Origin of the sequence: Pseudomonas sp. KD5, from assembly GCF_012932895.1 — a bacterium.
Lineage (GTDB): Bacteria > Pseudomonadota > Gammaproteobacteria > Pseudomonadales > Pseudomonadaceae > Aquipseudomonas.
Map to the genome: position 1 here is coordinate 506,569 of NZ_JDWJ01000001.1, position 19,907 is coordinate 526,475.

At 59.0% G+C, this 19,907-nt stretch carries 20 protein-coding genes and 2 pseudogenes; 9 read left to right on the forward strand and 13 right to left on the reverse strand.

Annotated elements, in window-relative coordinates; genetic code table 11:
• Positions 1 to 5: 5 nt before the first annotated feature.
• The 4 genes from AF70_RS02230 to AF70_RS02245 all read right to left on the reverse strand — a co-directional run bounded on the left by AF70_RS02230 (position 6) and on the right by AF70_RS02245 (position 5,678).
• Positions 6 to 1,961: an acetyl/propionyl/methylcrotonyl-CoA carboxylase subunit alpha gene (locus AF70_RS02230; protein WP_028941234.1), complete on the reverse strand. Its 1,956-nt coding sequence runs from the start codon at positions 1,959 to 1,961 to the stop codon at positions 6 to 8.
• Positions 1,961 to 2,776: a gamma-carboxygeranoyl-CoA hydratase gene (locus AF70_RS02235; protein WP_019580041.1), complete on the reverse strand. Its 816-nt coding sequence runs from the start codon at positions 2,774 to 2,776 to the stop codon at positions 1,961 to 1,963. Before AF70_RS02235 ends, AF70_RS02230 begins: the two co-directional genes overlap by 1 nt.
• A gap of 118 nt (positions 2,777 to 2,894) precedes the next feature.
• A complete protein-coding gene (locus tag AF70_RS02240) occupies positions 2,895 to 4,502 on the reverse strand; it encodes a carboxyl transferase domain-containing protein (RefSeq protein ID WP_028941235.1) in 1,608 nt (535 codons plus the stop codon).
• A 12-nt stretch (positions 4,503 to 4,514) separates the two neighbouring features.
• Positions 4,515 to 5,678 (reverse strand): isovaleryl-CoA dehydrogenase, encoded by a 1,164-nt coding sequence (locus tag AF70_RS02245; protein WP_007940933.1) that lies wholly within the window; start codon positions 5,676 to 5,678, stop codon positions 4,515 to 4,517.
• Between the two features lie 296 nt (positions 5,679 to 5,974).
• Between AF70_RS02245 and AF70_RS02250 the strand changes: the two genes are divergently transcribed.
• The 3 genes from AF70_RS02250 to AF70_RS02260 all read left to right on the forward strand — a co-directional run bounded on the left by AF70_RS02250 (position 5,975) and on the right by AF70_RS02260 (position 8,432).
• Positions 5,975 to 7,669, forward strand: coding sequence for an AMP-binding protein (locus AF70_RS02250; RefSeq protein WP_028941236.1), 1,695 nt, complete (start codon positions 5,975 to 5,977; stop codon positions 7,667 to 7,669).
• Positions 7,670 to 7,791: 122 nt separating this feature from the next.
• The gene (locus AF70_RS02255) at positions 7,792 to 8,088 is read left to right on the forward strand and encodes a transposase (RefSeq protein ID WP_028941237.1); all 297 of its coding nucleotides are present in this window, start codon (positions 7,792 to 7,794) and stop codon (positions 8,086 to 8,088) included.
• A 35-nt stretch (positions 8,089 to 8,123) separates the two neighbouring features.
• Positions 8,124 to 8,432, forward strand: coding sequence for a hypothetical protein (locus AF70_RS02260; RefSeq protein WP_155954674.1), 309 nt, complete (start codon positions 8,124 to 8,126; stop codon positions 8,430 to 8,432).
• Positions 8,433 to 8,502: 70 nt separating this feature from the next.
• Here the strand turns inward: AF70_RS02260 and AF70_RS02265 are convergent, their stop codons facing one another.
• Entirely contained in the window at positions 8,503 to 8,784 is a 282-nt protein-coding gene (locus AF70_RS02265) for a hypothetical protein (RefSeq protein ID WP_028941239.1), read from the reverse strand.
• 219 nt (positions 8,785 to 9,003) lie between these two features.
• On the opposite strand from AF70_RS02265, the pseudogene AF70_RS02270 reads away from it, so the two are divergent.
• Positions 9,004 to 9,132: pseudogene (locus AF70_RS02270) on the forward strand (transposase domain-containing protein); the annotation flags it as partial.
• A gap of 81 nt (positions 9,133 to 9,213) precedes the next feature.
• Here AF70_RS02270 and AF70_RS02275 read toward each other — a convergent pair.
• Positions 9,214 to 9,666 carry an Lrp/AsnC family transcriptional regulator gene (locus tag AF70_RS02275; protein WP_028941240.1) on the reverse strand — a complete coding sequence of 151 codons (453 nt, stop codon included), beginning with the start codon at positions 9,664 to 9,666 and terminating at the stop codon, positions 9,214 to 9,216.
• A 98-nt stretch (positions 9,667 to 9,764) separates the two neighbouring features.
• Between AF70_RS02275 and AF70_RS02280 the strand changes: the two genes are divergently transcribed.
• Positions 9,765 to 10,376, forward strand: a complete 612-nt coding sequence (locus AF70_RS02280) for a LysE family translocator (RefSeq protein WP_028941241.1) — start codon at positions 9,765 to 9,767, stop codon at positions 10,374 to 10,376.
• A 62-nt stretch (positions 10,377 to 10,438) separates the two neighbouring features.
• On the opposite strand, the pseudogene AF70_RS02285 reads toward AF70_RS02280, so the two are convergent.
• Together AF70_RS02285 and AF70_RS02290 are read right to left on the reverse strand one after the other, a co-directional pair.
• A pseudogene (locus AF70_RS02285) lies at positions 10,439 to 10,978 on the reverse strand (IS66 family transposase); the annotation flags it as partial.
• Positions 10,979 to 11,173: 195 nt separating this feature from the next.
• Positions 11,174 to 11,302 (reverse strand): transposase, encoded by a 129-nt coding sequence (locus AF70_RS02290; protein ID WP_081791090.1) that lies wholly within the window; start codon positions 11,300 to 11,302, stop codon positions 11,174 to 11,176.
• 62 nt (positions 11,303 to 11,364) lie between these two features.
• Between AF70_RS02290 and AF70_RS30000 the strand changes: the two genes are divergently transcribed.
• Positions 11,365 to 11,658, forward strand: coding sequence for a DDE-type integrase/transposase/recombinase (locus tag AF70_RS30000; RefSeq protein ID WP_155954675.1), 294 nt, complete (start codon positions 11,365 to 11,367; stop codon positions 11,656 to 11,658).
• A 51-nt stretch (positions 11,659 to 11,709) separates the two neighbouring features.
• Complete coding sequence (locus tag AF70_RS02300; RefSeq protein ID WP_269321164.1) at positions 11,710 to 11,931, forward strand: integrase core domain-containing protein; 222 nt, start codon at positions 11,710 to 11,712, stop codon at positions 11,929 to 11,931.
• A 622-nt stretch (positions 11,932 to 12,553) separates the two neighbouring features.
• On the opposite strand, the gene AF70_RS02305 is transcribed toward AF70_RS02300, so the two are convergent.
• The 3 genes from AF70_RS02305 to AF70_RS02315 all read right to left on the reverse strand — a co-directional run bounded on the left by AF70_RS02305 (position 12,554) and on the right by AF70_RS02315 (position 15,116).
• Complete coding sequence (locus AF70_RS02305) at positions 12,554 to 13,453, reverse strand: hydroxymethylglutaryl-CoA lyase (protein ID WP_028941243.1); 900 nt, start codon at positions 13,451 to 13,453, stop codon at positions 12,554 to 12,556.
• Positions 13,454 to 13,582: 129 nt separating this feature from the next.
• The gene (locus AF70_RS02310) at positions 13,583 to 13,981 is read right to left on the reverse strand and encodes a MerR family DNA-binding transcriptional regulator (RefSeq protein WP_007904077.1); all 399 of its coding nucleotides are present in this window, start codon (positions 13,979 to 13,981) and stop codon (positions 13,583 to 13,585) included.
• Between the two features lie 205 nt (positions 13,982 to 14,186).
• Complete coding sequence (locus AF70_RS02315; RefSeq protein ID WP_008068246.1) at positions 14,187 to 15,116, reverse strand: LysR family transcriptional regulator; 930 nt, start codon at positions 15,114 to 15,116, stop codon at positions 14,187 to 14,189.
• A gap of 188 nt (positions 15,117 to 15,304) precedes the next feature.
• Here AF70_RS02315 and AF70_RS02320 point away from each other — a divergent pair, with 188 nt between their 5' ends.
• Positions 15,305 to 16,534, forward strand: a complete 1,230-nt coding sequence (locus AF70_RS02320; RefSeq protein ID WP_008014296.1) for an acyl-CoA dehydrogenase — start codon at positions 15,305 to 15,307, stop codon at positions 16,532 to 16,534.
• Between the two features lie 174 nt (positions 16,535 to 16,708).
• On the opposite strand, the gene AF70_RS02325 is transcribed toward AF70_RS02320, so the two are convergent.
• Positions 16,709 to 18,046, reverse strand: a complete 1,338-nt coding sequence (locus AF70_RS02325; RefSeq protein WP_019580045.1) for a substrate-binding domain-containing protein — start codon at positions 18,044 to 18,046, stop codon at positions 16,709 to 16,711.
• 112 nt (positions 18,047 to 18,158) lie between these two features.
• Positions 18,159 to 18,971, reverse strand: a complete 813-nt coding sequence (gene xthA / locus AF70_RS02330) for an exodeoxyribonuclease III (protein WP_018925465.1) — start codon at positions 18,969 to 18,971, stop codon at positions 18,159 to 18,161.
• A 229-nt stretch (positions 18,972 to 19,200) separates the two neighbouring features.
• Between xthA and AF70_RS02335 the strand changes: the two genes are divergently transcribed.
• Positions 19,201 to 19,851 (forward strand): N-acetyltransferase, encoded by a 651-nt coding sequence (locus AF70_RS02335; RefSeq protein WP_018925466.1) that lies wholly within the window; start codon positions 19,201 to 19,203, stop codon positions 19,849 to 19,851.
• Positions 19,852 to 19,907: the final 56 nt, after the last annotated feature.

The window sequence follows — 19,907 nt, forward strand, 5'->3', positions numbered from 1 at the left end:
TCATTTCACGCTTGTTCCAACTCCACCAAGGCACTGCCTTCGCTGACCATTTCGCCTTCCTGGCAATACAGCGCCTTGATCACCCCGGCGTGGGGCGCGCGAATGCTGTGCTCCATTTTCATCGCTTCCAGCACCACCAGCTGCGCCCCGGCTTCGACCGTTTGCCCGGCCTCCACCAGCACCCGCACGATGCTGCCGTTCATGGGCGCGGTGAGCCCGCCTTGATGGCTGTGACTGGCTTCGACGGCGCCGATCGGGTCATACGACTCGATGCGGCGCAGCTCGCCGTCCCATTGCAGATACAGCGCATCGCCACGGCGGATAGCCCGGTGCTGGCGGCGCAAACCGTGGTGTTCGGTCAGCAGATATTCACCTTGAAGCCGTGCGGTATGCATGTCGGCATTGCCCAGGGTCAGCGCCTGGTCTTGCCCTTCGCAACTCAAGTGCAGGGTGATTTCTGTTGGCAGCCCGGCACGGAAACCATTGTTGAAGGCCCATGGCGAACTCGGATCATCGGCGCGCAAAACAGCCGGCTGACTTTGCGAAAACGCCTGGGCCGCCGCTTGCCAGAACTCATCACTGAGCGGCGAAGGTGCTGGCAGCAGTTGCTCCTGATAACGCGGAATGAACCCGGTATCCAGTTCGGCGGCGGCAAACGCCGGGTGGCCGATGATCCGGTGCAGGAAGTTGATGTTGGTCTTCAGCCCGCCAATGGCAAACTCCTCGAGCATGCTCAGCAATCGCAGCCGCGCCTGTTCACGGTCTTCGCCCCAAGCAATCAGCTTGCCAAGCATCGGGTCGTAGAACGGCGAAATCTCGTCGCCTTCTTCGACGCCACTGTCCACACGACGCCCCGGCCCTTCGGCGGATTCGCGGTACAACGCCAGGCGCCCGGTGGCCGGCAGAAAATCGTTGCCCGGGTCTTCGGCATACAACCGTACTTCGATCGCATGGCCGATCAGCGGCACCTGATCCTGTGTCATCGGCAGCGCTTCGCCGCGGGCTACACGAATCTGCCAGGCCACCAGGTCGAGGCCGGTAATGGCCTCGGTCACCGGGTGTTCGACTTGTAGGCGCGTGTTCATTTCCATGAAGAAGAACTCACCGCGCGCATCCAGCAAAAACTCCACGGTGCCGGCGCCGACATAGCCGATTGCTTGAGCCGAACGCACGGCGGCTTCACCCATGGCCCGACGCAGTTCCGGGCTCAGGCCTGGAGCGGGTGCTTCTTCGACGACTTTCTGATGCCGACGCTGAATCGAGCAGTCACGCTCGTTGAGGTACAGACAGTTGCCGTGCTGGTCGGCGAACACCTGGATTTCCACATGACGTGGCTTGAGCAGGTATTTCTCGACCAACATCCGCGAATCGCCGAACGACGATTGTGCTTCACGCTGCGCCGAGGCCAGGGCTTCAGCCAGTTGGCTGACGTCCTCGACCACTTTCATGCCTTTGCCGCCGCCGCCCGCCGTAGCCTTGAGCAACACCGGATAACCAATGCGTTCGCAGGCATCGCGGAAGGTGTCGAGGTCCTGGGCTTCGCCGTGATAGCCGGGCACCAGCGGCACACCGGCGGTTTCCATCAAGGCTTTGGCCGCGGACTTGCTGCCCATGGCGTCGATGGCCGAGGCGGGCGGGCCGAGGAAGATCAGGCCAGCCGCCTCGATCGCCCGGGCGAACCCGGCGTTTTCCGAGAGAAAACCATAACCGGGATGAATCGCCTGAGCACCGCTGGCTTTCGCGGCGGCGATCAGTTTGTCGATTTGCAGGTAACTTTCGGCGGCTTTGCTGCCGCCCAGGTCGACGCGTATATCCGCTTCGCGGCTGTGCCGGGCGTCACGGTCGGTGGCGCTGTGTACGGCCACGGTGGTCAGGCCCAGAGCCTTGGCGGTACGCATCACCCGGCAGGCGATTTCGCCACGGTTGGCCACCAGCAGGGTGGTGAGAACAGGTGCGCTCATCAACGCGGCTCCTTGAGGGTGGTTTCGGCTTGCCAGGTGGGCGAACGTTTTTGCAGGAAGGCGCGCAGGCCTTCCTGGCCTTCCGGGCTGACGCGAATTCGGGCGATGGCATTCTCGGTGTAGCGGCGCAGCGCCGGGGTCAGTGCGCCGTTGCCGACTTCACGCAGCAGATCCTTGCTGGCGCGCATGGCTGCCGGGCTGTTGAGCAGTAGATTGTCGATCCACTGATCGACTTTCTGCTCCAGCTCAGCCATCGGATAGCTCTCTGACAACAGGCCGATTTCCCGAGCCCGTTGCCCGCCGAAACGTTCGGCAGTCAAGGCATAACGCCGCGCCGCACGTTCGCCGATGGCTTGCACCACGAACGGGCTGATGACCGCTGGCGCCAGGCCGATGCGCACTTCCGACAGGCAGAACTGCGCGTCGTCGGCGCCAATCGCCATGTCGCAGCAACTGATCAGGCCCAGCGCGCCGCCAAACGCCGCGCCCTGCACCACGGCCAGCGTCGGGACTTTCAGTTTGGCGAGGTTGTACATCAACTCCGCCAGTTCCCGGGCGTCATCAAGGTTGGTGTGGTAATCGAGTTCGGCCGATTGCTGCATCCAGGCCAGATCGGCACCGGCGCTGAAATGTTTGCCGCGCCCACGGATCAGCAGAAAACGCAGGCTCGCATCGCTCGACACTTTATCCAGCGCGAGAATCAGTTCGCGGATCATTTCGGCGTTGAACGCGTTGTTCTTTTCTTCTCGGCTGAGCCACAGGGTGGCAAAACCACGCGGGTCGGTCTGCAGCTCGAGGGTGTTGAAGTCGCTCATATTCATCCGTCTCCACAACTCTGGTTGTAGGAGCGAGGCTTGCCCGCGAAGAATGCGCCGCGGATTTCCTGTTGCACCGCGTCATAGCTGTTCGCGGGCAAGCCTCGCTCCTACGGGATCACATCCGGAACACGCCGAAGCGGCTCGGTTCGATGGGTGCGTTCAGCGACGCCGACAAGGCCAGGGCCAACACGTCGCGGGTCTGCGCCGGGTCAATGACGCCGTCGTCCCACAGCCGGGCGCTGGAGTAGTAGGGGTGACCCTGTTCTTCGTACTGATCGAGGATCGGTTGCTTGATCTCGGCTTCCTGCTCGGCGCTGAAACGATGCCCGCTGCGCTCGGTTTGCTCGCGCTTGACCTGCACCAGCACACCCGCCGCCTGTTCGGCGCCCATCACGCCGATTCGCGCGTTCGGCCACATCCACAGGAAGCGTGGATCGTAGGCCCGGCCACACATGCCGTAATTACCGGCGCCGAAGCTGCCGCCGATGATCACGGTGAATTTCGGCACCTTGGCACAAGCCACGGCGGTCACCAATTTCGCGCCGTGCTTGGCGATGCCGCCGGCCTCGTATTTCTGGCCGACCATGAACCCGGTGATGTTCTGCAGGAACAGCAACGGAATGCCGCGCTGGCAGGCCAGCTCGATAAAGTGCGCGCCTTTCTGTGCGGCCTCGGCGAAGAGGATGCCGTTGTTGGCGAGGATCGCGATCGGGTAGCCGTGCAGGTGGGCGAAGCCGCACACCAAAGTCGTCCCGAACAGCGCCTTGAACTCATCGAACACCGAGCCGTCCACCAGTCGTGAGATCACTTCACGCACATCGAACGGTTGCTTGGCGTCGGCCGAGACCACACCGTACAACTCGTCGCAGCTATACAGCGGCGCGATCGGCGTACGTTGTTGCAGTTCGCCGAGCTTGCGCCAGTTGAGGTTGGCCACGCTGCGCCGGGCCAATGCCAGAGCATGTTCATCGCTTTCGGCGTAGTGGTCGGCGACCCCGGAAATCTTGCAGTGCACATCGGCCCCGCCGAGGTCTTCGGCGCTGACCACTTCACCAGTCGCGGCTTTCACCAGCGGTGGGCCGGCGAGGAAGATGGTGGCCTGCTGACGAACCATGATCGCCTCGTCGGCCATCGCCGGAACGTAGGCGCCCCCGGCGGTGCAAGAGCCCATGACCACCGCAATTTGCGGAATGCCCATGGCACTCATGTTGGCCTGGTTGAAGAAGATCCGCCCGAAGTGTTCGCGGTCCGGGAACACTTCATCCTGACGCGGCAGGTTGGCGCCACCGGAGTCCACCAGATAAATGCACGGCAGGCGATTCTGCTGGGCGATGGTTTGCGCACGCAGGTGTTTTTTCACCGTCAGCGGGTAGTACGAGCCGCCTTTCACGGTGGCATCGTTGGCGACGATCATGCATTCGACGCCTTCCACCCGGCCGATCCCGGCAATCACGCCCGCGGCGGGAACGTCTTCGCCATAGACCGCGTAGGCCGCCAGCTGGCTGATCTCAAGAAACGGCGAACCCGGATCGAGCAGGCGATTGATCCGCTCACGGGGCAGCAGTTTTCCCCGCGAGGTGTGACGTTCTTGCGCCTTCGGGCCGCCACCTTGCTGCACTTGCGCGAGCAGGGTGTGCAGGGCGTCGACCTGTTTGAGCATCGCCGCGCTGTTGGCCGCGAACTCCGCCGAACGGGGGTTGAGCTGGGTATGCAGGATAGCCATGGACAGCTCCGTTTAGCGGGTTTCGTTGAACAGTTCGCGACCGATCAGCATGCGACGGATCTCACTGGTGCCGGCGCCGATTTCATACAGCTTGGCGTCACGCAGCAGACGACCGGCCGGGAATTCGTTGATGTAGCCATTGCCACCAAGAATCTGGATCGCGTCGAGGGCCATTTGCGTGGCGCGTTCGGCGCTGTAGAGAATCACCCCGGCGGCGTCCTTGCGGGTGGTTTCGCCGCGCTCGCAGGCCTGGGCCACGGCATACAGGTAAGCGCGGCTGGCATTGAGTTGGGTGTACATGTCGGCGACTTTGCCCTGGATCAACTGGAATTCGCCGATGCTCTGGCCGAACTGTTTGCGGTCGTGGATGTACGGCACGATCAGGTCCATGCAGGCCTGCATGATCCCGGTCGGGCCACCGGAAAGCACTACGCGCTCATAGTCGAGGCCGCTCATCAGCACTTTCACGCCGCCATTGAGTACGCCGAGGATGTTTTCTTCCGGCACTTCGACGTCATCGAAAAACAGCTCGCAGGTGTTTGAACCGCGCATGCCCAGCTTGTCGAATTTGTTGCTGCGGCTGAAACCTTTCCAGTCACGCTCGACGATGAACGCGGTGATGCCGTGCGGGCCTTTTTCCAGGTCGGTCTTGGCGTAGATCACGTAGGTGTTGGCGTCAGGACCGTTGGTGATCCAGGTCTTGCTGCCGTTGAGCACGTAGTGATCGCCGCGTTTGTCGGCGCGCAGCTTCATCGAGACCACGTCGGAACCGGCGTTCGGCTCGCTCATGGCCAGGGCACCGATGTGTTCGCCGCTGATCAGTTTCGGCAGGTATTTGCTTTTCTGTTCATGAGTGCCGTTGCGGTTGATCTGGTTGACGCAGAGGTTGGAGTGCGCGCCGTAGGACAGGGCGACCGACGCCGAACCACGGCTGATTTCTTCCATGGCAACCACGTGCGCCAGATAACCCAGGCCGGCGCCGCCGTACTCTTCCGGCACGGTGATGCCCAGCAGGCCCATGTCGCCGAATTTGCGCCACAGGTCGGCCGGGAACAGGTTGTCGATGTCGATCTGAGCGGCGCGCGGGGCGATCTCTTTGGCGACGAAGGACTGAACCTGATCGCGCAGCATGTCGATGGTTTCACCGAGGGCAAAGTTCAGGGATGGGTAGCTCATGGGGCACCTTTTGGCTTTTTTGTAGGGTGGGGAGGGCAGTGATTCAGCTCTCACCTTTACGTTAACGTAAGCCTGTGACGAATGGCTGTCAATCACCCTTTACGTTAACGTCAACTTGAGCGAGAGTAGAGCCAGTTCTGAAAGACTGTGGCGAGGGGGCTTGCCCCCGTTCGAGTGCGCAGCGCTCGCAGATCTTGGGTCCGCTGCGCGGCCCAACGGGGCAAGCCCCCTCGCCACACAAGCCGGCTCCTACAGGTCGCCGGTACAGCCCATTAATAAAGACAATAGGGGTCGTCATGGATCAACCCAGTGCAAACCCGCAGCGCAGCTATACCCGTGGTTCCCAGGACAAAGCCTTGCTGGCGATGACCATCGGCCAGGCGTTTGATAACACCGTCGCGCAATACCCGAACGGGGAGGCGCTGGTCGTGCGCCATCAACAGCTGCGTTACACCTGGCAGCAGCTGTCGGATGCTGTTGATCTGCACGCCAGAGCATTCCTGGCGCTGGGTTTGCAAACCGGTGACCGGCTCGGCATCTGGGCCCCGAACTGCGCCCAGTGGTGCATCAGCCAGTTCGCCAGTGCGAAAATCGGCGTGATCCTGGTCAACATCAACCCGGCTTATCGCAGTTCAGAACTCGAATACGTATTGAAGCAATCCGGCTGCCAATGGCTGGTCTGCGCCGGGGCCTTCAAGACCTCCGACTATCACGGCATGCTGCAAGGGTTGGTGCCGGAATTGGCGGAGCAATCCATCGGCCACTTGCAGAGCGAACGCCTACCGGAACTGCGTGGGGTCATCAGCCTGGATGCGCAGCCACCCTCGGGTTTCCTGCCGTGGTCGCAATTGGCCGATCTGGCGGCCAGTGTGTCGATCGAGCAATTGCACGAACGCCAGGACAGCCTGCATTTCGATCAGGCGGTGAATATCCAGTACACCTCCGGCACCACCGGTTTCCCCAAGGGCGCGACCCTCAGCCACTACAACATTCTCAACAACGGTTACATGGTCGGCGAAAGCCTCGGCCTGACCGCCGATGATCGGCTGGTGATTCCGGTGCCGCTGTATCACTGCTTCGGCATGGTCATGGGCAACCTCGGCTGCGTCACCCACGGCAGCACCATGATTTACCCCAACGATGCCTTCGATCCACTGTTGACCCTGACCACCGTCGCCGAAGAAAAAGCCACCGCGCTTTATGGCGTGCCGACCATGTTCATCGCCATGCTCGATCAGCCCAAGCGCGCCGAATTTGATTTGTCGAGCCTGCGCACCGGGATCATGGCCGGGGCGACGTGTCCGATCGAGGTGATGCGTCGGGTTATCGGCGAAATGCACATGAGCGAAGTGCAGATTGCCTACGGCATGACGGAAACCAGCCCCGTGTCTTTGCAGACCGGTCCGTCGGACGACCTGGAATTGCGCGTCACCACGGTCGGCCGCACCCAGCCGCAACTGGAAAGCAAGATCATCGACGAGGCGGGCAATCTGGTGCCACGCGGCACCATTGGCGAGCTGTGCACTCGGGGTTACAGCGTGATGCTCGGCTACTGGAAAAACCCGCAAGCCACCGCCGAGGCTATTGATGACGCTGGCTGGATGCACACCGGCGATCTGGCGAGCATGAACGACGAAGGCTACGTGTGCATCGCCGGGCGTAACAAGGACATGATCATTCGCGGCGGTGAGAATATTTACCCGCGCGAACTGGAAGAGTTCTTCTTCACCCACCCGGCGGTTGCCGATGTGCAGGTGATCGGCATTCCTTGCTCCCGGTATGGCGAAGAGATTGTCGCCTGGATCAAATTCCATCCCGGCCACAGCGCCACCGAACAGGAGTTGCAGGCCTGGTGCAAGGAGCGTATCGCGCACTTCAAGACGCCGCGTTACTTCAAGTTCGTCGAGGAGTTTCCGATGACCGTGACCGGCAAGATCCAGAAGTTTCGGATGCGCGAGATCAGCATCGAGGAACTCAAAGCGATGCGTTGAAAATCAAAAGATCGCAGCCTTCGGCAGCTCCTACGGATGTGCACAAAACCATGTAGGAGCTGCCGTGTTGTGGTCGAAGTTTTTTAGACCATGATGTAGGAGCGTCGACTTAAGGAAGCATCATGGGATTCAGGGTTGTTACGTCTGAGGAAAAAGCAGAAGCCATTCGGTTGGTTGTGGAAATGAATTACTCCGTTCCAAAAGCCTGTGAGGCTACCGGTGTGGGCCCTACAGCCCTGCGTCGCTGGGTTTTACGCTGGCGTCGGGAACAGGACGGAATGTCCCAGCCTCCACGACTGCAGGATCAGGAGCTGATTGAGTCGCTCCAGGCAAAACTGGCGCTACTTGAAGCCGAGAACCAAGTGCTAAAAAAGCAATTGCCCTCTCATCTAAAGGTTCTGTTCGGTCGAACCAAGTGATTGATGGCGTTAGAGGTGCAATGTCGATTCGGCGTATGTGCGCCGTACTTGGCCTTGCCCGCAGCAGCTATTACACCAAGTGCAAACCCAAACCGCAGAAACCTGCCCTGCGTTGGCTGGGGCGCAAGCTTCGTGCGCTGCATAAAGAACATCGAGAGGCGCTAGGTACTCGTGGGCTATCCAAAGAGCTAAGAAAAGAGGGCATTTTCATCGGGCGCTATCGAATGCGCACTTTGATCAAAACCTTTGGCCTGCACCGACGCAGGCCGCGTTATGCCCACTATCGCCGCGCCACGAAGCCGGCGATCGGTAAGCGTCCGCCCATCACACCTTGCTTCAAATGATGTGTCGCTCATTTCTTTGTTTCAGACAAAGTAGGAGCGAAAACAATATGGCGAACATACCAGCAGTCGCTCAGTGGCCCCCAGCGTCAAGTTTCGCCTTGTAGGCCCGAAGCCATATCTCAAGAGAAATATAGGCTGCGACCGGAAGCGAAAACCAAAAAAGGATCATCCCGAAAAACATGCCGGCACCGATCCATCCTTGCAAGTCGATGCCATTCCACATACACGGAAGCGGCAGGCCCTTGTCGCCATGACATTCAAGATACTGATAGGCGAATGTGCTTATCTTCAACCATATGAGAAACTGCGTAGTAGGCAGCCATGCAAGAACGTAGCGATATCCGATTTTCATTCTTTTTCCTACTCCCTCGATGATGCTCCATCCTCACAGAATGCACGGTGCCAGAACACGCCCACTAAATGCAGATGCACCGTAAGCATCCGCCCATAATACCGAGCGTGACTAAACGAGCATCTTTATGTGGCAGCAAACGGGGAATCGTGGTCTGTCCGCTTTTCCGACTCCAATCTAGTCACGCAAGGTGTGATTGGCGGTTAAGCGTCCACCTGTGCGGCTGCGATCATGAGCTTGATCCAGTCGGCACGGCTTAACGGCCATGATCCGTATGTCTATCTGAAGGACGTACTCACGCGCCTGCCGACGCAGCGGGCGAGTGAAATCGGTAACCTTTTGCCGCATCCATGTACGTCCGGGCAACCCACCTTTCGAACTCTGCATCAAGACCGGTGCTCTACGTGTGGCCGTCCGCGGTCTCTAAACTTAGGCACGGTCGTTCTTTGGTGTGTCCATTACGATGTAGCTCGTAATCGAAGAAACATGCGGCTGCGTACCCAAGACATCATTGTGGAATGTCTTGTAAGCCTTCATGTCCGCCAGTTCAACACGCAGAAGATACTCAATAGTCCCGGTGACGGTGTGAAACTCAACCACATCCGGACATGCGCTGATCGCTTTTTCAAAAGCCCGCAGACTGTCCTTCGTGTGATTGGAGAGTCCTACGGTAACGTAGGCCACAAACCCTGCTCCTAGGCGAGATCTGTCGATGACCGCCCTATAGCCTGTGATGACCCCAGATCGCTCTAGCTCTTGAACCCTTCTCAGACAGGCGGAGGGAGACAGCCCGACTCGTTCGGCCAGCTTCAAATTGGTCTGGCGGGCGTCTCGAGAAAGCTCATGCAATATTCTTCTGTCGATCTGGTCAAACTCTGCCATTAGTTGCGTCAGTCCTTGGTTTTTACGTCATTATGCAACCATTGTGCGTGCGTTGCGCTATAAAATTCACGCACTTCTCAACCAGGCTCACCCTTGTTATGACCGATCCCACGCTCCTCATTCCATTTATGATTTTCGCCATAGTGATGACCGGTACACCGGGCCCTAATAACGCCATGGTGCTGGTCTCAGGTGCGAAGGTTGGCGTGATGCGAACGATGCCCTTGGTGAGTGGTATCGCCCTTGGCGTCAGCTTGCAATTCGTGCTGCTTGGGCTGGGGCTAGGTACCCTATTTGACGCGGCGCCAGGTTTTCATACAGCGCTAGGCGTCGTCGGCGCAGGCTATATCCTTTGGCTGGCCTGGAAAATTGCAACCAGCGGCCCGCTGGAAATCGGTCAGGACAGCCGGCCCCCAATGGGGCTAGTGGCGGGCGCGGCATTTCAGTGGATAAATCCGAAAGCGTGGGCGCTTTCAATTAGCGCATCTGCAACCTATATACCCATCGAAAACCATGTCCTAAACCTATGCCTAGCAGGTGCTCTATTGGCGGCTCTATCGATGCTATGCGTGGGGATCTGGGCAGTGGGTGGGGTTGCATTACGGCAGGTGCTAACGCGCCCCAGTTATTCGTTAGCCTTCAACATCTCTATGTCCATAATTTTGATACTGACTACGATGCCTGCGATTCTGCGGTTGGCCCTTTCATAGCCGTAGCAAGTCCTACCTACAACTATTGAATAGTTAGCGTCCGGCGGACATGCCTTGCGTGGTTAAACGGGCGCCCATTTATGCAGCAGGAACTCCGTAATATCACTCGCCTGCTGCGTCGGCAAACGAGTCAGAATGTCCTTCAGATAGGCATACGGATCATGCCCGTTCATGCGCGCCGACTGGATCAAACTCATGATCGCCGCCGCCCGCTTTCCGCTGCATAGTGACCCGGCGAACAACCAATTCGAGCGTCCAAATGCCCACGGCCGGATCTGGTTTTCGACCTGGTTGTTATCAATGGGCACAGCGCCGTCGTCGAGGTAGCGCGTCAGCGCTACCCAGCGTTTAAGGCTGTAATCCAAGGCTTTGGCCGTCGCCGATCCGTTCGGCACCAGATCTCGCTGGGCCAACATCCAGTCATGCAGCGTTTTGATTATCGGCGCTGCTTTTTCCTGGCGTATTCGCCAGCGATCCTCATCGCTTATGTCCCGCGCCTGGCGTTCAACTCCGTACAAGCCGCCAATCGAGTGCAGTGCCTGCTCGGCCAGCTGACTTTTATTTGCCACGTGCAGATCAAAAAACTTGCGTCGAGCGTGGGATGCGGATCATTGGGTGAGTTCACGGACAAAACGGGCACAGCCTTCGGGATCGGAAGTTGGCCATTTCACTACGATTGATTGCTCGCCAAGCGGCAGTTCGATAGTCGCCGACGCTTCCTCCGGCTGTTTGGGGCTGGCTCTTAACGGAACAAAAGCCGGCAACGCCGCTGACGGCAGGTCTCGGTAAAGCGGCAGTCACTTGCGGATCACGTTGGCGTTGATGCCGTGGCGGATGGCAACGCTAGATAGGGTTGCGCCCGGTTGCAGGCATTCCTGAACAACCTGGGCCTTGAAGGGTTTCGGGTAAGAGCTTCGTTGGCGCATGGAAATCCTGACATTAAGGGCTATTGCGTCCGCTTAAAAATACGCGGACACCATCGCCCTTAATGCTGGAGTTCGGAAGGTGTGTTGGCTGGACGCTTACGGCGATCGTTGCCCCGAACATACTTGATCGTCGATTTATTCCGTCCCGGCCAGACACGCTTTGGGCGGGCGATATTACCTACATCAGAGTGGGAAATAGCTGGCTTTATCTGGCTGTGGTGATGGATCTGTTTTCACGCAGGATTGTGGGCTGGGCTTGTTCACGAACCGCCGATGCTGAACTGTCTGCGAAAGCACTGAGACTGGCAGTGTTGCTACGCCGCCCGATGCCTGAACTGCTATTTCACTCAGACTAGGGTTGTCAGTACACCGCTGATCGATTTGCTCCATGCCTAGCGGAAAACCGGATCGTTCAAAGCATGAGTCGTCGAGGCAACTGTTGGGACAACGCGGTGGTTGAACGCTATTTCAGGACGTTAAAGCACGATTGGATTCCGGAGAACGGCTACCAAAATCATTTCGAGGCCGAGAAGGATGTGATGGGTTTCATCTCCCATTACAACCATCGCCGTTGTCACTCCGCCTCGAACCACTTGCCGCCTGCGCTGTTTGAGGAGCAGGCGGCTTAATACTCCTACGGTTAAAAAACTGAACCACTACACCGAAGGCTGCGATCTTTTGAGGAAAAAAACCGGAAGACAAGAAAGCACAAAGGGGAGCCGAAGCTCCCCTTTAATTTTGTCGTTACGTGCTCTTTTTTTATTATTGAGGGGCGGTCTGTTGTTGTTTTTGGCAACCGTGGCCCTTTACCGCTGTTTTTGTCGATCCCCATCCGGGATCAAGAGCAAACGTATTTTTTTGAGCGCTGATCTACTTTTTCGCCAAGCGATCCAACCAGTTCGGGAGCTACCTGAAGGTAGTTTTATTGTTCTCTGCCCGGTTGCGGGTTACTCCGAAAAGCACCCTGAAAAGCACACCTTCTCCAAAAAAATCTGTTAGCTGCGTCTCTGCCGTGTTGTTCTTGTTATGTCAGAGTCGTTACGTCTTATTTTTATTGGTTTGCAGCTTTTTATTCTTGTTATGCCATAGAGATAGCAGAAGCCGTGCCAACTTTGAAAAGTCCTTTAAAATCAATGATTTGATTTTTTGTGAGATTTTTCATCCGTACCAAACCTGACAATTTGTTTCCGTGTTACTCGTTTCCGCCCCACGTGCCAGAACACGCGGTAACACCCGGACACATCCGCGTCGTCACTGTGCGCTGCGAGCCTTGGCCACGCGAGAACCAGTAGGGCGCCCCAGCACCGCGCAAATCTGCTGGCCGGCGCGAATCAAGGCGTCCAGGTCGATCCCGGTCTCGATGCCCAGGCCGTTGAGCAGGTAAACCACGTCTTCGGTGGCGACGTTACCGCTGGCGCCCTTGGCGTACGGGCAGCCGCCAAGGCCGGCGATGGAACTGTCGAATACCGAAATGCCTTCCAGCAGGCTGGCGTAGATATTGGCCATGGCCTGGCCATAGGTGTCGTGGAAGTGCCCGGCCAGTTTTTCCCGTGGCACATCGGCCGAAACCACTTCAAACATCTTGCGGGTCGCGCCAGCGGTGCCGGTGCCGATGGTGTCTCCCAGCGAAACCTCGTAGCAGCCCATGGCATAGAGTTCGCGAGCGACCCGGGCGACTTGCGCAGGCGCGACATCACCCTCGTAAGGGCAGCCCAGCACACAGGACACGTAACCGCGCACGCTGACGCCGTGTTGTTTGGCCGCGTCCATGATCGGCACGAAGCGCTCCAGGCTTTCGCTGATCGAGCAATTGATATTGCGCTGGGAGAACGCTTCGGATGCTGCGGCGAACACGGCGACTTCCTTGACCCCGGCGGCGATAGCGTCTTCAAAGCCCCGCAGGTTGGGGGCGAGGGCGCCATAGGTTACCTCTGGTTTGCGCTGGATCTGCGCGAAGACCTCGGCGGAACCGGCCATTTGCGGCACCCATTTGGGCGAGACGAAACTGCCGACTTCTATATAGCCGAGGCCAGCGGCGGTGAGCGCATCGACCAATTGCACCTTGTCCGCGACGCTGATGGGTTGGGCTTCGTTTTGCAGACCGTCGCGGGGGCCGACTTCGACCAGGCGTACGTGGGTGGGGAGGGACATGGGAATCGACCTGTTGAGATTGTATGAATGTTCACAGAGCCCTGTAGGAGCTGAGCTTGCTCGCGAAAGCGTCAGGTCAGTCGACATCCATGTTGAAGGACATACCGCTTTCGCGAGCAAGCTCAGCTCCTACACGAGCTGCTGGCTCTTGATCGTTTGCTCCAGCGCCTGGGTGCAGCGCTCTTCGGCTGTGTCGAGTTCCAGCTTCATCTGTTCGATGTCCAGCAGTTGCTGCTCGAGTTGTTCCCGACGCTCGGCAATTTTCGCCAGCATGCTGTGCAATTGCTTGGTGTTACCGCTGGAGGGGTCGTAGAGCTCGATCAGCTCGCGGCATTCGGCCAGGGAAAAACCAATGCGCTTGCCCCGCAGGATCAGCTTCAGGCTGACCTTGTCACGGGGCGAATAAATGCGTTCCTGACCGCGACGCTCGGGGCTGAGCAGGCCTTGCTCTTCATAGAAGCGAATGGCCCGGGTGGTGATGTCGAGCTCGCGGGCGAGGTCGGAAATGCTATAGGTCTGGCTGCTCATGGAAGCGCTCGAAAAAGGTCATGGCGCTAAGCTAATGTCAGGTTGACGTTTACGTCAAGGGGCATGAATTGTCTGTGTAGTGACGGGCCTCTTCGCGGGCAAGCCTCGCTCCTACAGGTTTGGTGTCGATCATTTAATCGTGGTTCGACGCTAACCTTGTAGGAGCGAGGCTTGCCCGCGAAGAACGATGACGCGGATTAACGTCTTACACCTTATCCAGCTTCTTCTCGTGCGCCGTGACCTGCTGGCACAACTCGATCATCTGCTCGCGCATCCAGCGGTTGGCCGGGTCCTGGTCGGTGCTTTCGTGCCAGTAGAGGTGGGTTTCCACCGGCGGAACTTCTTTGACCGGCAGGTTCACCGAGTACAAATCATGGCGACGAGCGAAGCGTTCCGGCACGGTCATGACCATGTCGGTCTGCTGTAACACCTGGGACGCCATCAGGTAATGCTGGGAGCGCAGGGCGATCTTGCGCTGGATGCCCATTTTGCCCAGGGCCAGGTCGACATAGCCCAGGCCGCTGCGGCGGCTGGAGATATGGATGTGGGTCAGGGACAGGTAATCGTCGAGGGTGAATTTCTCTTTGCCCGCCAGCGGATGGCCCTTGCGCATGGCGCACACATAACGGTCTTCCATCAACTTGACGTGACGCACCTGCGGGTCGGTGTTGAGCGGCGCATCCACTGCGAAATCCAGACGTCCGGCCGCCAGTTCCTTGGTGGTTTCGCGGCGTTTGGACAGGAAACTTTCGATGATCACCGTCGGCGCCAGGCGGCGCAGGCGCTGGAACAATGGCGGCAGGATCACCGCTTCGGTGAGGTCGGTCATGCTGATGCGGTAGGTCTTGACCGCCTGCAACGGGTTGAAGATTCGGCTTTCCTGCACCGATACCCGCAGCAGGGAGAGGGCGTTGCGCACGGGGCCGATGATGTTCTGCGCCATCGGTGTGGGCACCATGCCTTGGGCGGTGCGCACGAAAAGCGGGTCGTTGAAGGTTTCGCGCAGGCGGGCCAGAGCGTTCGACACCGCCGGTTGAGTAATGCCGACAATCTGCCCGGCGCGGGTCAGGTTGGCTTCGGTGTAGATCGCGTCGAAGACGATGAAAAGGTTGAGGTCGACCTTGCTCAGATTCATGCGCTGCACTCTTGTTATCAGGGGCGTCTTGATCGGACCCGAGGGCCTTGGCAATCAGCCGATCATATATCGGTGATGAATGTTAATACACGCTGAGAATAGGTTAGGTAAATTTTCGTAGCTGTTCTAGCATCGATTGCATGACCTGAACAACTCCTCTGAACCCCTGATTAAAAGGTAGAGCTGCCATGGATTTCGCTTATTCGCCCAAGGTCCAGGAACTGCGTGAGCGCGTGACTGCGTTCATGGATACCTACGTTTACCCCGCCGAAGCGGTGTTCGAACGCCAGGTCGCCGAGGGCGATCGCTGGCAGCCGACAGCAATCATGGAAGAGCTCAAGCTCAAGGCCAAAGCTGAAGGCCTGTGGAATTTGTTTCTGCCTGAGTCCGAACTCGGTGCCGGCCTGACCAACCTCGAATACGCGCCATTGGCGGAAATCATGGGTCGCTCATTGCTGGGCCCTGAGCCGTTCAACTGCTCGGCGCCCGACACCGGCAACATGGAAGTGCTGGTGCGTTACGCCAACGAAGAGCAGAAGCAACGCTGGCTCGAACCGCTGTTGCGCGGCGAGATCCGCTCGGCGTTCGCCATGACCGAACCGGACGTGGCCTCGTCCGACGCCACCAACATGGCTGCCCGTGCCGTGCGTGATGGCGATGAGTGGGTGATCAACGGCAAGAAATGGTGGACTTCAGGGGCCTGCGATCCGCGCTGCAAGATCCTGATCTTCATGGGCCTGAGCAACCCGGATGCACCGCGTCACGCGCAGCACTCGATGATTCTGGTGCCAGTGGATACGCCGGGCGTGAAGATTGTGCGTCCGCTGCCGGTGTTCGGTTACGACGACGCGCCTCACGGCCACGCCGAAGTGCTATTCGAGAACGTCCGGGTGCCGTACGAAAACGTCCTGTTGGGCGAAGGACGCGGCTTCGAAATCGCCCAGGGTCGTCTCGGCCCGGGCCGGATTCACCACTGCATGCGTTCGATCGGCATGGCTGAGCGTGCGCTGGAGCTGATGTGCAAACGGGCGGTCAACCGCACTGCGTTCGGTAAACCTCTGGCGCGCCTTGGCGGTAACATCGACAAAATCGCCGACTCGCGGATGGAGATCGACATGGCACGACTGCTGACGTTGAAAGCGGCGTACATGATGGACACCGTCGGCAACAAAGTGGCGAAGAGCGAGATCGCGCAGATCAAAGTGGTTGCACCGAACGTGGCGTTGCGGGTGATCGACCGGGCGATCCAGATCCATGGCGGGGCAGGGGTGTCCAACGATTTCCCGCTGGCCTACATGTATGCCATGCAACGCACCCTGCGCCTGGCCGACGGCCCGGACGAAGTGCACCGCGCGGCGATTGGCAAGTTCGAGATCGGCAAGTATGTGCCTAAAGAAATGATGCGCAGCGGGCACTGAAACCTGTGGCGAGGGGGCTTGCCCCCGTTCGGCTGCGCAGCAGTCGTAAATTGTACACCGCGTCTTTCCAGGATAAATGCGGTGGCCGGTTTGAGGCCCGCTTCGCGGTCCAACGGGGGCAAGCCCCTCGCCACAGTAAGCCCCCCCCCCAAGCCACATTGTTCGGTGTTCACTTCAATACACCCAAACCTCAACCCGTCGATTCTTGATCCGCCCTTCATCCCCGCTGTTGGCCGCCACCGGCATCTCGGCGCCAAAACCGCGAATCTCGCGAAACACCACGCCGCTTTTCACCAGTTCTCGCCGCACCGCCATGGCCCGCAGTTTCGACAGCAGGTCGGCCCGCGCGGGGTCGCTCTTGGCATCGCCAAACCCTACCAGCGTCACCTGCCGATTGGCTTTGTCGTGCTGCTTTATATAGTCGAGCACCCGCGACAGGTCCTGGCGGGCCTTGTTGTCCAGCGTCGCGCTGCCTTCTTCGAAACGAAAATTCACCGTCAGCCGCTGGGCATGCCGACTGAGTGCCTGATAACCCTCGGGCATCAGCGCATTCGGTGTGACGGCCATGGCCTGAACGGTCTGCGCGATAAAACCATTGGCCGCGACAATCGCCTGGCCATTGCTGCTCTGGGCGAACTTCACCAGCGCCTTGGCCCAGGGATTTTTCCCGTTCGGCGGCAGGTAAAGGAACAGCCGACGGGACAGCGGGTAATCTTCCGTCGCGATCAGGCTATTGAACGGCAGCATGGCCTGGGAGTCACCATCGACAATGGCCACTGCTTTGGCCTGGCGCACATAAGGCAAACCGATGAAGCCGATGGCTTGCGGGTCCAGACTCACCGCGTCGGACAATTGCTCACTGGATTCGAAGCGTTTCGCATTGCCGCTCAGCATTTTCCCACGCGGGCTGAGGACCAACTCCTTGAACGTGTCGTACGTGCCCGATTGGTCATCCCGCGCGTAGAGATGAATCGTCCCACCGGTGCCGCCGAGTTCTTCCCAGGTTTTCGTCTCGCCGCTGAAGATTCGCGCCAGTTGCTCGGTGTTGAGCTGCTTCAGCGGATTGTGCGGATGAAGGATGATGGCCAGCCCGTCGATGGCGATGACTTGTTCGGCAACCGGGCTTTTCAGATCGCCCAGCGGTTCGAGATCCAGTCGTTCGCTGTCCTTGATCGGCCGTGACGAGGCCGCAAGATCGGCGGAGGCGATTTTCAGGGCTTTGAATCCGGTGCTGGAACCGTGGGCCGCGACTTCCACCTCGACTCGACGGCCCTGAACGGTTTCGCCGACGATGCGTTGTTCGTTGGCTTTGTCCGGGGCTTCGCGGTGCACCTTGAGCAGGCCCTGCTCATGCATCAACCCCTCGACCAGCGCCGGCCCCAACGCCGCGCCAATGGTGTTGGAACCCTGGATGCGCAGCACCGGGCCGTGTTCGGGCGTCGGCAGATCGCCCGCCGACACCGTCAATGGCAGCACGGCGCCGAGCAGCAGGAACAACACGCGCAGGGTCATGCCGGCACCTTAATAAGCCAAAGAAAGTGCCGGGAGAATAAGTCAGTAAGGTTTCTGAACGATGACAGTGATTATTCCCACGCGGAGCGTGGGAACGATCAGCAAAACGTTATCAGCTCAACTCAAGCCAGATCGGCGCGTGATCGGAAGGCTTTTCCATTGCGCGCAGTTCGTAATCCACGCCTGCGTCCTTGACCCGAGGCAACAACCCGTTGGACGCCATGATCAGGTCAATCCGCAGCCCACGCTTGGGCTCATCTTCAAAACCGCGGCTGCGGTAGTCGAACCAGCTGAAACGGTCGGCAACCTCCGGGTTCAGGTGACGGAAACTGTCCACCAGACCCCAGTTCTTCAGGCGGGCCATCCATTCGCGTTCTTCGGGCAGGAAGCTGCATTTGCCGGTTTTCAGCCAGCGTTTCATGTTGTCCGGGCCAATGCCGATGTCGCAGTCTTCAGGGGAAATGTTCACATCGCCCATCACCACGATCGGCTGGTCGTTGCTGAACTGGCTTTCCAGCAATTGTTGCAAATCGCTGTAGAAACGTTCCTTGGCCGGGAACTTGGTGGGGTGATCGCGGCTTTCGCCCTGTGGGAAATAGCCGTTCATGATGGTTACCGGCACGCCATTGGCGTCGGCGAACGTGCCCCAGATAAAGCGCCGTTGAGCGTCTTCTTCATCAGTGGCGAAACCTTTGTGCAGCGCAATCGGCTCCTGGCGCGAGAGCAGGGCCACGCCGTAGTGACTCTTCTGGCCGTGGAAATACACGTGATACCCCAGCGCCTGCACCTCGGCCAGGGGAAACTGGTCGTCGTGGACCTTGGTTTCCTGCAACCCGATCACGTCCGGTTGATGCTTTTCGATCAGCGCCGCCAGCTGATGCGGGCGAGCGCGCAGCCCGTTGATGTTGAAGGAGACGATCTTCATGGTCGGCAGTCCTGGCAAAAGTGCGATGCTAGCTGACATGTAGGAATGGGGCCAGCTTTGGGGTGAGGGGATTCGTTGTGTCCTGTCAGAGATGCGTTGGCGCGGGCAAGCCTAGTCGATGAAGCTCATCGCTTGGTCTATACCTGTCTGGGGAACTGTGAAGCCACCCCAAGGCTCGTACCAAGAAGAGCGCAGCCATCTGAGCTGTGCCCCAGGGAGATCCGCCGTTATGCCCGAAACCTCGACCGCCATCGCCGATATTCACATGCTCGACAGCGGCTATTCCCGCGAAGCGCGTTCCCTGTTGTACCAGGCGTACCGGCACGAGCCGACGTTCGGCTATCTGTTCGAAGCCGAACGCCCCGGTTATGAGCAGCGGGTCCGGGCGACGGTGCGCGAATTGATCAAACAGCACTTTCTGCAGGATTTACCGGCCATCGGCCTGCTGGTGAATGACCGCTTGATCGGCATCGCCCTGATCGCGCCGCCGCAACGCCGCCTGGGCATCACCGAAAGCTGGGCCTGGCGCCTGCGGATGGTGCTCAGCACCGGGTTTCGCTGTACCCGACGCTACCTCGATTACCACGCCGCCGTGATGGCGTGCGTGCCGTCCGACTCGGTGCACGTCCTGCCATTGCTGGGGGTTCACCCGCAATTCCAGGGCAAGCACTTTGGCGAACAGTTGCTGCAAGCGGTGCACAACTGGTGCGCGGTCGATGAGCACTCCCAAGGCGTGATCCTCGACACTGGGAATCCTCGCTATCTGGAGTTCTATAAGCGTCAGGGCTATGAGGAAATCGGCGAAGTAGCCGTAGGACCGATTCGTGAACACGTGTTTTTCCACGCCAACCCGCAGGTGTTACAAACAGCAACAGCGTAATCGCCGAACTTTTTGGGGCAAGTCCGGCTCTATCAGGCTCCCAAGCTCGTGATAGC

Bases quoted from the DNA above. Each gene is read 5' to 3' on its own strand.
- AF70_RS02230 (WP_028941234.1), bottom strand. From the start codon at position 1,961: ATGAGCGCACCTGTTCTCACCACCCTGCTGGTGGCCAACCGTGGCGAA.
- AF70_RS02235 (WP_019580041.1), bottom strand. From the start codon at position 2,776: ATGAGCGACTTCAACACCCTCGAGCTGCAGACCGACCCGCGTGGTTTT.
- AF70_RS02240 (WP_028941235.1), bottom strand. From the start codon at position 4,502: ATGGCTATCCTGCATACCCAGCTCAACCCCCGTTCGGCGGAGTTCGCG.
- AF70_RS02245 (WP_007940933.1), bottom strand. From the start codon at position 5,678: ATGAGCTACCCATCCCTGAACTTTGCCCTCGGTGAAACCATCGACATG.
- AF70_RS02250 (WP_028941236.1), top strand. From the start codon at position 5,975: ATGGATCAACCCAGTGCAAACCCGCAGCGCAGCTATACCCGTGGTTCC.
- AF70_RS02255 (WP_028941237.1), top strand. From the start codon at position 7,792: ATGGGATTCAGGGTTGTTACGTCTGAGGAAAAAGCAGAAGCCATTCGG.
- AF70_RS02260 (WP_155954674.1), top strand. From the start codon at position 8,124: ATGTGCGCCGTACTTGGCCTTGCCCGCAGCAGCTATTACACCAAGTGC.
- AF70_RS02265 (WP_028941239.1), bottom strand. From the start codon at position 8,784: ATGAAAATCGGATATCGCTACGTTCTTGCATGGCTGCCTACTACGCAG.
- AF70_RS02275 (WP_028941240.1), bottom strand. From the start codon at position 9,666: ATGGCAGAGTTTGACCAGATCGACAGAAGAATATTGCATGAGCTTTCT.
- AF70_RS02280 (WP_028941241.1), top strand. From the start codon at position 9,765: ATGACCGATCCCACGCTCCTCATTCCATTTATGATTTTCGCCATAGTG.
- AF70_RS02290 (WP_081791090.1), bottom strand. From the start codon at position 11,302: ATGCGCCAACGAAGCTCTTACCCGAAACCCTTCAAGGCCCAGGTTGTT.
- AF70_RS30000 (WP_155954675.1), top strand. From the start codon at position 11,365: ATGCTGGAGTTCGGAAGGTGTGTTGGCTGGACGCTTACGGCGATCGTT.
- AF70_RS02305 (WP_028941243.1), bottom strand. From the start codon at position 13,453: ATGTCCCTCCCCACCCACGTACGCCTGGTCGAAGTCGGCCCCCGCGAC.
- AF70_RS02310 (WP_007904077.1), bottom strand. From the start codon at position 13,981: ATGAGCAGCCAGACCTATAGCATTTCCGACCTCGCCCGCGAGCTCGAC.
- AF70_RS02315 (WP_008068246.1), bottom strand. From the start codon at position 15,116: ATGAATCTGAGCAAGGTCGACCTCAACCTTTTCATCGTCTTCGACGCG.
- AF70_RS02320 (WP_008014296.1), top strand. From the start codon at position 15,305: ATGGATTTCGCTTATTCGCCCAAGGTCCAGGAACTGCGTGAGCGCGTG.
- AF70_RS02325 (WP_019580045.1), bottom strand. From the start codon at position 18,046: ATGACCCTGCGCGTGTTGTTCCTGCTGCTCGGCGCCGTGCTGCCATTG.
- xthA (WP_018925465.1), bottom strand. From the start codon at position 18,971: ATGAAGATCGTCTCCTTCAACATCAACGGGCTGCGCGCTCGCCCGCAT.
- AF70_RS02335 (WP_018925466.1), top strand. From the start codon at position 19,201: ATGCCCGAAACCTCGACCGCCATCGCCGATATTCACATGCTCGACAGC.